The sequence below is a fragment of the Nostoc sp. CHAB 5836 genome, assembly GCF_020829445.1.
Lineage (GTDB): Bacteria > Cyanobacteriota > Cyanobacteriia > Cyanobacteriales > Nostocaceae > Nostoc.
Genome location: NZ_JAIVFV010000009.1, coordinates 1 through 12,875 on the forward strand (window position 1 = coordinate 1; position 12,875 = coordinate 12,875).

8 protein-coding genes and 1 pseudogene are annotated in these 12,875 nt (G+C 41.4%); 6 read left to right on the forward strand and 3 right to left on the reverse strand.

Annotation, left to right across the window (positions count from 1 at the left end; all coding sequences use genetic code 11):
* Positions 1-161: 161 nt before the first annotated feature.
* Entirely contained in the window at positions 162-290 is a 129-nt protein-coding gene (locus tag LC605_RS32765; protein ID WP_267868391.1) for a hypothetical protein, read from the reverse strand.
* A gap of 212 nt (positions 291-502) precedes the next feature.
* On the opposite strand from LC605_RS32765, the pseudogene LC605_RS03185 reads away from it, so the two are divergent.
* A pseudogene (locus LC605_RS03185) lies at positions 503-649 on the forward strand (AAA family ATPase); the annotation flags it as partial.
* A 128-nt stretch (positions 650-777) separates the two neighbouring features.
* Here the strand turns inward: LC605_RS03185 and LC605_RS03190 are convergent.
* Together LC605_RS03190 and LC605_RS03195 are read right to left on the reverse strand one after the other, a co-directional pair.
* Positions 778-1,650, reverse strand: a complete 873-nt coding sequence (locus LC605_RS03190; RefSeq protein WP_229546181.1) for a response regulator — start codon at positions 1,648-1,650, stop codon at positions 778-780.
* A 168-nt stretch (positions 1,651-1,818) separates the two neighbouring features.
* Positions 1,819-3,798, reverse strand: coding sequence for a scytonemin biosynthesis sensor histidine kinase (locus LC605_RS03195; RefSeq protein ID WP_229546182.1), 1,980 nt, complete (start codon positions 3,796-3,798; stop codon positions 1,819-1,821).
* 1,597 nt (positions 3,799-5,395) lie between these two features.
* On the opposite strand from LC605_RS03195, the gene scyA reads away from it, so the two are divergent.
* The 5 genes from scyA (at position 5,396) to LC605_RS03220 (ending at position 12,745) form a co-directional block, all read left to right on the forward strand.
* Positions 5,396-7,282, forward strand: coding sequence for a scytonemin biosynthesis protein ScyA (scyA, locus tag LC605_RS03200; RefSeq protein WP_229546130.1), 1,887 nt, complete (start codon positions 5,396-5,398; stop codon positions 7,280-7,282).
* Between the two features lie 424 nt (positions 7,283-7,706).
* Complete coding sequence (gene scyB, locus LC605_RS03205; protein WP_229546131.1) at positions 7,707-8,768, forward strand: tryptophan dehydrogenase ScyB; 1,062 nt, start codon at positions 7,707-7,709, stop codon at positions 8,766-8,768.
* Positions 8,769-8,793: 25 nt separating this feature from the next.
* The gene (scyC, locus tag LC605_RS03210; RefSeq protein ID WP_229546132.1) at positions 8,794-9,765 is read left to right on the forward strand and encodes a scytonemin biosynthesis cyclase/decarboxylase ScyC; all 972 of its coding nucleotides are present in this window, start codon (positions 8,794-8,796) and stop codon (positions 9,763-9,765) included.
* Positions 9,766-9,961: 196 nt separating this feature from the next.
* On the forward strand, positions 9,962-11,302 hold the full coding sequence (locus LC605_RS03215; protein ID WP_229546183.1) for a ScyD/ScyE family protein: 1,341 nt from the start codon (positions 9,962-9,964) through the stop codon (positions 11,300-11,302).
* A gap of 36 nt (positions 11,303-11,338) precedes the next feature.
* Positions 11,339-12,745 carry a ScyD/ScyE family protein gene (locus LC605_RS03220; protein ID WP_229546133.1) on the forward strand — a complete coding sequence of 469 codons (1,407 nt, stop codon included), beginning with the start codon at positions 11,339-11,341 and terminating at the stop codon, positions 12,743-12,745.
* The last annotated feature ends 130 nt before the right edge of the window (positions 12,746-12,875 follow it).

A 12,875-nucleotide genomic window follows, 5' to 3' on the forward strand; every position in this document is an offset into this window, starting at 1 on the left:
CTTTTTTCGTTCTGCACGAAAAAATTATTGCTCGTAGATACTTGATTATCATTTCTAAAAAAAATGTTCGGATATTACCCCAAAAAACTGCCACGAGGCTATGAAAGTAAATATGATCTTGGCTTCAATATTAATCCTGAATTATCTGTATTAAATAAGTCTTATTGCTGAGAAGAGAAATTAGCGATCGCACTTTTTTTGAGTCGCCTAACTTGCATCGCATTGCTCCCCGTATAATTAATTTGACTACTAAGTAGATACTGGCAATAGTCTAATTTAGTAAACTTCATATTCAAAAGTATTTGTTACAGTAGCCTGAGCCGCAGCCCAAAACTTTGGCGTAAAAACGGACACTTTACATTTGTACTCTAGTTCATTTTATGTGCATTTCTATAGTACGAAAGTACTATTTATTGGCGATCGCCCTGTGCTAGTGGCGTCGTTATTCAATACATCCGCACTAAAATTTAGCGATCGCCTGTGCCAGTTGCGTAAGTCCTGTCAGAGTGTAATTGATGACTCTGGTATTCAGATGCAGCAACGGTTAGTTGTCTTGATGACTTGCAACACTACTGAAAGATTAGATCCAGCCATGTTACGTAAGGGCAGAGTGGATTTAACATATGAGTTTACGCAACTATTTGTATGATGTAAACTACACTACTCGCCAGTCCCCATCTCAGCCGTAGCCTAATTGAAAATTGCTGTATTTCTCCCAGGGCTATTTCATTCTGAGGCGGGCTAGATGAGAATTAAATAGCCCTGGTATTTCTCCTTTTACCAGAGTTGAACCTGTTTTTGCGATCCAAGCTGATGCTCTTTACGCCAAGCTTGGGGAGGTAAACCGTGATGTTGGCGAAACTGGCGGGAGAAATGAGACACATCCTGATAGCCCAATGCTTTCGCTATCTTCTCGATTGTCTGATCATTATTTTGGAGTAAAAAACGCGCTCCCGCCATTCGGCGTTTCACAATCCAGCAATTGACCGTCTCTCCTGTCTGCTTTGCTACTCGGTTAGTTAAGTAAGCAGGTGAGTAACCAACAGCAACAGCCACATCACACAAAGTAATTCCTTGATGATAATGGGCTTCGATAAAGTCGAACACTTCTTTTAATTGGGGAATACAGGGAAAGATTGATTTACAAGGAATGTTGGCTTCTCTATCAGAGGCTACAGCAACACCTCCAGCGATCGCTGTAGTATTATCTGCAAATACTGATTTTGCAGCTTTCTCAAATTGAATAGAACACCAGTATTGGAGATTAGCTTGCTTTTGTAATCGAATCGCGATCGCTCTGAGCAATTCGTCTAGTGTAGAGGGTTTGGTAAGATAGTCGTCTGCTCCTAATTCCATAGCTTTGCGAACATCTGCTTTGGTACTACTACCAGTCAGAAAAATGAAGGGAATAATTGCTGTAACAGGATCTTGGCGTAGCATCGTTAAAACGCTATAACCGTCCATATCGGGCATCGTGATATCGCAAATCACTAAGTCGGGTGTATACTCTTGTGCTTGTTGGATACCAACACGACCATTGTCAGCACCTATAATATCAAAACCTTTAGCCTCAAGACCCTTTAAATAAAGATTACGGGTAATGGTATCGTCTTCAATCACAAGAATTTTCTTTGACGATTCAGACATAATTTTCTACTACCATAAATGTTTTGCAAAAGCTGATTATCAAACATCGCGCTTCGCGCACTACGCAAATAATTTAAAAAATCAAAGCGGACTGCTATATGAGATTAATTAACTCCTTCCGAGAGTTATGATTGTTAAGTCGTTAATTAAGAACTATCGGGATTTCAACACTCATAACTCGGAACCGCTAAACTCTGATTTGATTAATGGCAGAATCACAGTAAACGTAGTGCCTACGCCAACTTTACTTTCTACAGAAACTTGGCCATGATGTAAATCTACAAGGGTTTTAAGAATCGATAGTCCTAGTCCAGTTCCAGGTATATGATCAATATTACTACCACGGTAAAATGGCTCAAATATTCGTTGTTGATCTACTAATGAAATACCGATCCCCTGATCTTGAACTTGGAAAATTACTTGCTCGTTTTGGAAATATAGTTTCAAATCAATTGCCCTGTTTTCAGGAGAATACTTGATCGCATTGTCGAGCAAATTTTTCAAAATAGGCTCTAACAATTTTTTATCGATACAGGCTATAAGAGACTTATCTTGACTGACAAAATTGATTGGGTTTTGACTGACGCTCATCAGCATTTGTGCAACTAAATCATGACAAAATTGAACTAACTCCAGTGGCTTGGGAGCAAAGTTTATTTTTGCTGCTTCTGCTTTAGAGAAGAACAAAATATCATCCAACATCTGGCTAAGTTCTTCGGTAGCCTTTTGAATGTGATCTAGTAATGGTTGGATTTTTTTCTGGGTACGTTTGTCTACTTCTTCCTTAAGTAAACTATTAGAAAATGAAACAATATTCAGCGGAGTTCGGAATTGATGGCAAACCATAGAAAGAAAACGCGCTCTAAGTTCGCTAAGTTGTTTTGCTTGTTCTAAAGCTTGGTTAAGACCTAATTCTGCGTATTTGTAATCGGTAATATCGATACCTGCAATCAGTTCGACTGGGTTTCCTCCAAAATCCAACCCTCCATCAAACTTGGCAACCGCACAGGCTAGCCAGCGCTCTGTGCCGTTTTTTGTTAGAATACTCATCTCCTGGTATTCAAAGTTAGCTGGTTCATCCTGCTTACGTATCTGCCTACGTTTTTTGCTTTTAATCAGTCGGCGAAGATCAAAACCTTTTAGCAGTTCTTCTTTTGTGTAGCCAGTGAGTTGCTCTACTGCTGGATTTACGTAGCAAAGTCGCGTCCCTTGAATCAGAAAAGTGCTGGTATCTGTCGTTTCTGCCAAAGTCCGAAATCTAGATGCGTTCAGGCGTAATGCTTCTTCAGTCTGTTTTGATTCAGTAATGTCCCAAATACTCCACACTCTCCCAATAATTTTGCCTTCAAGCATCTGAGGTTTAGAGTAGTGTGCAAAAACTCTCCCATCTTTCAATTCTAAAATGTCGTAGCTCTCGAAATCAGATTGGCTAGATACTTCCCAAATCAGCCGATTAAAGGCTTGTGGATCTTGGAGTTGATTTTCAAAAAAGGCTTTGCAGCGAGGACATTTCTTAGATAGCATTAGTGACTCTGGGATCTGCCACATATCAACAAATTTCTGATTCAAGCTCAGAATATCTCCCTCAAAGTTGACTGCAACGATACCAATGGCAGTAGATTCAAGAGTAGAGCGAACTAAAGAAAGAGATTTTTCTAGTTCTACTTCTTTGGCCTTCAGTTGAGAAAATTCCTGTTGCAAATTGTCTTTGGCATCCCTTAATTCATCAGTCCACTTTTGCACACTCAGTTCGACTATTTCATCAGTTTTTTCACGAGCAAAGGCACAACCAAATTCAAGATCTTGCTGTTTTACATAACTCATGGATATTTCTACCAGAAATATCCGACCTGCTTTTGTCCGGTAGCGAGATTTAAAGGTAAGGGAACCCTGTGATCTAATATCTGACCAATTGTGCAGAGAAAAATCTACGTCTATATCATGCAGCCTCATAGAAAGTAATTGCTCACGGGAATACTCAGTCATCAGGCAAGTGGCATCGTTAACGTAAAGAAACTGCCCGTTTACTCCTAAACAGAAGGCAGCATCTACAGCATGATTTATTAGGAAGTGAGCAAACTTCATCTCTACTTCTGGTTGTAGCCCCCATTGATTGTTTGATCTAGCTAATGTATATTCTCCAGAATTCATATTCATACTTCTTCCTGGTAATCAATCATCACCATAGTTATTAATAAGTTAATAGTCATAACTTACTAAAATATTTGGTGCATTATGAGACTATTAAAAAATATTACTACTAGTGTTTACAAAACTTATCATACCAATAAATAGTAAAAAATTAAACTAAACTTTCTTAAAAAAACTAAAAGTCTTAATTTTTTGATTGGCTTCAACAGCTTTTTATGAAAATACAAAATTTAGACAAATCAAATCTAGATTAGTCAATCAAGATTCTTCGATAAGAGTTGGAAACTCTTAATTTATAACTAAAAAAGATATTTGAAATTTAAACTAGCTCTGCACCAGAGCTAACTAATAGTTCACCAACCTAAAATTGCTTGGTTTCGGCCACCAAAGACTTTAGCAAACTACTTGTGTAGAGTCGTTTGATTTTCAACATAAATGAATTTCCAGTGCTGGGCTGGGCTTAGATGAACAAATTTTACTCATTAACTTATTTTCTTAATATATCTTAACTTACTCTCTCAGGAATTTAACTATAGAAGAATATGCTTAGTCATCTGTCGCTAGAAATACATTTGTATTACAAGGACGACGGGATGGTTACGTGCAATGTTATTATTTGTTGTCTGTTTCAATACAGACTTTCCCGTATTTACGTAATTGTGTGGGAAATATGCATCAAAAATAACAACTTTTATCAAGAAATGACATACTTAGCGCACTTAGTCATCTCTCAAAGGAAATATCAAGAGTTATGAATTTATGTCTTTATCGTCACAATTAATTGACTCAAAGAGTTTTTGGTGACAAGATAAAGACCGCCAAACTGTTGCATTTCAGATGATGCTCTAGTATATAGTGCCTAAAAAGTTGGTTTTTAGGGTTTCGCGGTTCTAGCAAGTGGTGTGGGTTAGGGTAGCTTAAGAAGCTAGCTCTAAAAGCAAAAGAATTGACAACCAGATCAAAAGATTTTCTATTGTAAATTTGGTGATGTGTCTTGTTAGCGATCGCAAAATCTCAATCTTTCAAAATAATTAAGTTATAAATGTCACAATCACCAGAAAAGCGAAAGAATTGACACCCTCATCAAAAGATTTTTCATTGCAAATTAGCTTTTCATTATCACAGCCATCACAAATTAAGAACCTTTTGAGGCGGTTTTGTAACCATATCAGTGCTATTAAAGTTACTTATATTAAGTATTGTAAAGTTTATGAGATCTGCTTGAGTTAAGCGTAGTTCAAGGTTTATCTACTCTTAAATGATTTAGTTTTTTCCCACCAACCTACTTAGGTACTGTAGTCATCACAGTAGAAGCGAAAAAATTGACACCCTCAGCAAAAGATTTTTGATTGCACAAGGTTTTCATCCCCTTTATTCTGGTAACAAGAAGCAAAGTATTAATTGCTGTATGCTTTTCAAAAATTTTTGGTAGTGCTATCACAACCATCAATCAGCAGCAATTAACCGTTTGTGCAATCGACCAAGCTAGGTCATAGCTGTAAAAGCAACAGAGTTGTTTATCTTAAATAAATATTGCTACTGCTGTGATTGTAAACTAAAAAACCTTCCTGTAACTTTATGTAATTTAGTGAAACTAATGAGTCAAAACTATACTGGTTCAAACTCTCCTCTGATCACCACTGAGCCATACAAAGAATTTCCAGCAAACAGATATGTAGAATCTGTGTCTGACACTTCCCGTCAGCTTGACGAATCGAAGAATAATCGGGGAATTGAGCCTTTTTTAAACCACGAAATCGCGCCAACGCTATCGGTTGCCGATGCGATCGCTCAAATGTTGGAAAATTTGGGAGTAAGCTATGCTTTTGGTGTCGCAGGTGGTGCGATGGCAAGCCTTTGGGGGGCGCTGTCCAATAGCAGCATAGAAGTGTTGAACTTCCGCCATGAAGCCGGAGCAGCATTTGCAGCGACTGAGGCATACTTTGCAAATAATCGCCCCACTGTAGTTTTTACCACAGCCGGGCCGGGAATCACCAACGCCCTCACCGGATTATTTGCGGCTCGTGGTGAAGGTGCAAAGGTAATTTTGCTGTCGGCTTGCACCTCAGCACCACAGCGTGGACGTTGGGCTATTCAAGAAACCAGCACTTACACCTTGCCCAGTGGGGGAATTTTTACCCCAGGAGCGCTATTTAACTACGCAATCACCATTGAATCTGCGGCTCAACTCCCGCAGATTTTTCGGAAACTGGCTTTAGCTTTGGCGCAACCAGGCGGATTTGTTGCCCATTTGAGCATTCCCACTGCTGTGCAGACAAGTTTAGTTGAGGATATAGCCTTACCCCAACTAGATATTTCTCCGTTTCCGATGACTCCTTCCAAAGAAGCGATCGCTAAATCTGTAGAATTATTATCATCCGGCCCCTTTGCCATCTGGGTTGGTTTTGGTGCGCGTGATGCAGCAGCCGAAATTTGCCAACTCGCTGAAAAAACCGGAGCAGCCGTTATATGTTCACCGCGTGGAAAAGGCATCTTTCCCGAAGATCATCCCCAATTTGTGGGTGTCACAGGCTTAGGCGGTCATGCTTCCGTCTTAACTTATATGGAAGAACAGCCTCCACTACGCACACTTGTATTAGGAACCCGCCTTGGTGAACCGACTTCTTTCTGGAGTTCGGCGCTAGTTCCAAAAGGAGGCTTCGTCCATGTAGATATTGACCCAGAAGTACCAGGGGTGGCGTATCCACACATTGAAACTTTTGCGGTTCGGTCTGATATCAAAGCTTTTGTGGAAGAGTTGTTGCAGCAATTACCAGATGTTCCTCATTCCACAACTTTGTTGCTACCTCGTCCAGAACACAAAGCAATTGAACCTGCACCAGACATAGATTATCCAGTGCGGCCAGAAGTATTGATGGCAGCAATTCAAAAGATTATTGTTGAAGGTAGCGATGCCATAGTCATGGCAGAGTGCGGTAACTCCTTTACCTGGTCAACGCATTTACTGCAATTTGCCCAAGCCAATCGTTACCGAGTCAGCACCGGAGTCGGAGCAATGGGTCACGCCGTCACCGGAGTGTTAGGTGCAGCACTGGCGAACAATAGTAAGGCTGTAGGGATTGTTGGCGATGGGGCGATGCTGATGAATAACGAAATCAGCACAGCCGTGAAATACAAAATTCCCGCCATCTGGATTGTACTCAACGACGCTCGTTACAATATGTGCCATCAAGGCATGAAAATATTGGGATTAAAGGGTGCAGACGCAACACTTCCACCGACAAACTTCGCCATGATTGCTCGTGGGATGGGAGCAGAAGCGATCGTAGTCGTTAGAGAGTCGGATATTGAAGCAGCATTAGAACAGGCGATCGCATCAACTGCTCCCTTTTTAATTGACGTCGTGATTGACGCTGATCGACCAGCCCCTTCTGGTGGACGTAATAAGAGTTTGGCAGCACAAGGAGTTAAATCAACTGCCGCAAAAGGTGCAGCCAAGCAAGTTTCATTTCCAATGGTTTAACTTTAAAATCTGGGAATCGAATCAGATTCTTATACAGACCACTCTCTTCCCCCTCGAAGATTTTTTGAACGAACCACATTCGCGCAGCGTCTCGTAAGAGTTGGAAGCAAAGCAACAGACAAGTAATTTTACGGCGGTAAGCGAGTAAAACACCCGAGCATCCCAATTCTTGAAAAATTCCCCGTACAGATGCAAAAACCCTTTACAACCCTCTTAACCTCTGCGCTCTTTGCGCCCTTTGCGGTTCGTTTCCTCACTCTTTTATTCCAGCCAACAACTACATTCACCAAACTGGAATTTCAAACGTTTTCTTTTCAACTTCATCCAATCTTAATCTTCGAGAGCGCCTTTGTGTCTATATCTTTACAATTTGTAATGTTCATCACCTTCTCTAACCAATCCCAACCAATATCGAGAGATCAATATGCTGCTATTTGAAACTGTTAGAGAAATGGGTCATGAACAAGTTCTCTTCTGTCATGGTAAAAATCCCGAAATTAAGGCAATTATTGCCATCCATGACACGACCTTGGGCCCAGCGATGGGAGCTACAAGACTCATGCCTTACGTCAACGAAGAAGCTGCTTTAAAAGACGCACTTCGTCTAAGCCGTGGGATGACATATAAAGCAGCCTGTGCCAACATTCCGGCTGGTGGAGGTAAAGCAGTCATTATTGCTAATCCTGAAAATAAAACAGATGATCTGTTGAGAGCTTACGGACGTTTTATTGATAGCCTCAATGGACGTTTTATTACCGGACAAGATGTTAATATTACTCCTGACGATGTGCGAACAATCAGTCAAGAAACTAAATATGTTGTTGGAGTATCAGAAAAATCTGGTGGCCCTGCTCCCATAACATCACTAGGAGTTTTTCTCGGAATTAAAGCTGCTGTTGAGTCTCGTTGGCAGAGCAAAAGACTTGATGGGATGAAAGTTGCAGTTCAAGGCTTAGGAAATGTAGGTAAAAATCTCTGTCGGCACTTACATGAGAATGATGTCAAGCTTTTTGTTAGTGATGTAGATCCAGAGAAAGCGGCAGAAGCAAAACGGCTTTTTGGCGCGACTATTGTAGAGCCAACCGAAATTTACTCACTTGATGTAGATATATTTTCTCCTTGCGCTTTAGGGGGAATTCTTAATAGTCATACAATTCCTTTCCTCCAAGCTAAGATTATTGCTGGTGCAGCTAATAATCAATTAGATAATGAGCCATTACATAGTCAAATGCTTGCTAGAAAAGGGATTCTTTACAGCCCGGATTATGTAATTAATGCCGGAGGACTAATCAACGTTTACAACGAAATGATTGGTTATGACGAAGAAAAAGCTTTTAAGCAAGTGCATAACATTTATGACACGCTATTAGCAATTTTTGATATTGCTAACCAGCAGGGAATTACTACTAACGATGCTGCCAAGCGATTAGCAGAAGACCGCATTCAGAGGGGTAAGCGAACCAAGATTGAGGCGCTCGCAGCTTAATTTTTATTATCTTAAGGAGTGAAAAATGGAAAAAAACACCTTTGCTACATCAGCTTATATTGCTACTTCACCAAAGAGCGCCTTTGACTACCTTTGTAGTTTAAAAAACTTGGACGAATGGACACTTTACAGCCGAATGCAAGAGCAAGTTGACGAAGACACCTGGCTCGGAACTGCATCTGGATATCATAAAAATCTTTACTATCACGTTAAAAAACTAGAAAATCCGCTTTTCTACGGCATTGAGTGGCATTGCGGATTAGAGTATCAGAAATATTTTCAGGTTTACCCTGTTTTACTGTTTCCTACAGACTACATCGAGCCAGGAACAGATGAAAAAGGTGTGTATTTTCACTGGTTGAGCTTTGTCGATCCCAAACGGCAGACTCAGATGATTATGCAGGGAATTCATACAGTACACACTTCCGAATGTCGTTCTCTCAAAGGTAATTTGGAACGCAAAGCTGGTCTGACCTCAGCAGCTAAAGGACGCCATCTTATTGATACAGACACCATTTATGTTGATGCCCCAATTGAAATCGGCATTGAATACCTAAAAGACTTAAAAAACGTAGATCAGTGGGCGCACTTACTACGACCAAATGGTGATATTACTTCAGAATCAGGTGAATTCAAAGATGAATATGACCAGAAAGTAAAAGTTTCAGTGCGAGTTCATAGTTTAAGCAAATATTACTTACTTGAACAAGAACACCTTTATCCAGATTACGAATATTATCAGCGTTCTGTAGCACTACTTATTCCAACAGCTTATGCTTTCGCTGACCCAGAAGCTTCAGGTTTCATTCTGCATCGAATCACATTTTGGAAAGTAGATAACTCTGTAACCCACGGCAAACTTCAAATTGAAGACTTTGGCGCTGAGAGCATGAACATCAAACGTTTACTCGAAGCCAAAGCTGGCAACCTCAAATCATTTGACCGAGGAATGAGCTATCTGCCAAAAATTGAAGAGTCATTGGTCATTGGTCATTAGTCATTAGTCATTAGTCATTGGTCATTGGTCACTTGTACTGAGCGTTCGCGTAGCGTCTCGTAGAGAAGTCGTTGGCGCAGCCTCTCCAAGAGTTGTATTGGTCATTGGTTAACTAACAAAGGACAAAATATGAACCTGAATCAACTAACAAAGGACAAAGGACAAAAGACAAATGACTAATGACAAAGGACAAAACATGAAACTAAAACACCTTACAATTACTTTCCTCACCTTTTGTGTTGCCGCTTTTTCGGGAATGAAAACCGCATCAGCCGGCTCATTTTCAGTAATCGCCGACGGTTTATATAATGCCGGAGGTTTGAGCTTTGGCCCCGATGGCAATCTCTATATTACAGAAGCGGGAATTGGGGGAAATGGGGCTTGTGTTCCCCCAGGAAGTGGTCAAGGAGATTCTTTATGTTATGGCAAAAGTGGTGCAGTTACCAAAATTGACAATGGTAAAACTGAGCGGATACTTACAGGACTTCCTTCCTTAGCATTACCAGATGGTACTGGAGCCGGTGGCCCTCGTGACATTAAATTTGATGCTACTGGTAAACCTTACGTTCTGATTGGGTATGCAGCTAATCCGGCCTTTCGCGATCGCAATTTAGGTTACACTGACCTCGGTAAAATCATCGCTCCCGACTTTAATACCAATTCCTGGACGAGTGTTGCTGACTTAGCTAACTATGAACTCGCCAATAATCCCGATGGTAGTGATGTTAGTAGCAATCCCTTGGGTTTTGTGATCGATGGCAATAACTTAGTTGCAGTTGATGCAGGTGCAAATACCTTGCTACGTGTTAATACGGTTGGTGGTAATTTGCAAGCTATTACCAGCTTTCCCCAAGACATATTAACTAATCCAGTATTTCCACCCTCTAATTCCCGATCCAATGAACCGTCACAGGTGGGATCTCAAGGTGAAGTGGTGCGATCGCAGTTTGCAACTCAACCAGTACCTTCAGGTGTGGCAAAAGGGGCTGATGGCGCTTACTATGTCAGCCAATTTACTGGCTTTCCTTTCGCAGAAGGTGAGGCAAAAATCTATCGAGTCGGTGCTGATGGTAAACCAACAGTCTTCGCTGATGGTTTTACCCAACTCACAGACTTGGAATTTGATTCTGAGGGTAATTTATATGCTTTGCAATACGCTAATGAGTCAGCTTGGAAGGGTAATTTTGATGGTTCTGTGATCAAAATAGCTACCGATGGGACACGCACAACTCTTCTGAGTGGCAATGGATTAGAGTCACCTAGCGCCTTGACTATTGGTGCTGATGGTGCAGTATACGTCACAAACCGAAGCGATCGCCCAGGAGTTGGACAAGTTCTCAGAATTGAAAATACCCAGTCTGTTCCTGAACCTGATTCTATTTTAGGCGCATTAGCGATCGGTGCTTTCGGCGTTGGTTGGTTGCACAAGAAAAAAGCCGCAAACTTCCGACAAAGGGAGTCGTGGCGGTCAAGTCAAGAGTTTCAAACCAATCCTGCGTTCTTCAAAGACTGGGATTCGTTGTCTTTAAAACCATAAAAGTTTCCACTTATTTAACTCTCAATCTCCAAAGGTATGAAACTCAAGTCATTTGCTCTTACATCTGTTACATTTTGTTTTGCTGCTATTTGTGGAACGCCATCTGTACAAGCTGCAACACTAACGACAATTGTCGATGGAATCAGTAATGCACGGGCTAATAGCTTTGGCCCTGATGGAAGTCTATACGTAGCAGAACCAGGTATAGGAGGAAATGGGAATTGCCAGCCATCTCCAAGTACAATATTTCAGCCTCTTTGTGTAGGCAATACTGGTTCACTCGTTAAAGTCTCACCAGACGGCACCAAAACGCGTTTACTCACTAACTTTCAGTCTGTCGCAGAACAACCCTCCGGCAACCAAGGAGCTGGTATTCAAGACCTGCAATTCGACTCTTTGGGAAATGCTTATCTTTTAACTGGGTTTGCTGGATATCCTGGAAACCGCGATCAAGAAACACTTGAACTTGGTTCTAAATACCCTATCCCAGCAACGCAACTTAACGTTTTCCCGCCATCCCCACCCGATAAAGTTTTGAATGCCCCGAAGTTAGCACAACTATACAAAGTTGACCTGAATACCGGCTCTCTCAACAGTATTTTCGACTTTGGCAAGTATGAAATTATCAACAATCCAGATGGTCAAGATGTAGTTACCAATCCCTACGATCTAACTATCGGTGGCGATACTGCTTATGTCGTTGATGGCGGTGGAAACACTGCTTACAAAATTAAACTTGATGGCAGTGACTCTGAAGCGATCGCAATTCCGAAGAAAATCCTTAGCGCCTCAGTATTGCCATCTGCGCCACCAGGGCAAGAGTTACCTCCAGACCTAGTAGAGTTGCTTCCAGGGCTAGTAGAACAGCTTCCTGGAGGGCAAATAGCCATTCAATCAGTACCAACGGGTGGCGCAGTTGGCCCCGATGGAGCTTTATACGTTGGTGAATATACGGGTTTTCCTTATCCAGAAGATCAATCACGGATTTTCCGCATTGGCGACGATGGAAAGCCAGAGGTTTTTCTAGATGGGTTTACGCACATCACCGACCTAACTTTTGATGAGAAAGGCAATTTGCTGGTCTTACAGTTCAGTGACGAGTCCCAGTTAAACGGTGACATCACAAATCTACCTGGTTCTCTGATCGAAGTTGCTCCTGATGGCACTCGCACAATACTAGTTGCAGCAGGTGAAGGATTAGATTCAGCTGATGGAATAGATATTGGCCCTGACGGCAAGATTTATATTACCAACCGTGGTGTCGGCCCAAAAAACGGGCAGGTTGTTCGGGTGGATGGTCTTGTTACACAAAAAGTCCCCGAACCTGGTTCAATAGTTGGCTTACTAGCACTTGCTAGTGTAGGCGCAACTGCTGCGATCGCCAAGCGCAAACGCCAACACAACTTGGGTGAAGAGTTACTACCCAAAGCAGAGATAGTCTAATTCCTCATTACCTGGTGTCAGGTAATGGTTAGAAAATAGGCTGCTGCCTCACAGAGAAAGTTGCATTTCAAACAAGACACAGCAGCCCAAATTTTAGAGTCCTCAAACCGGGACTAGGAACAAAATGAGT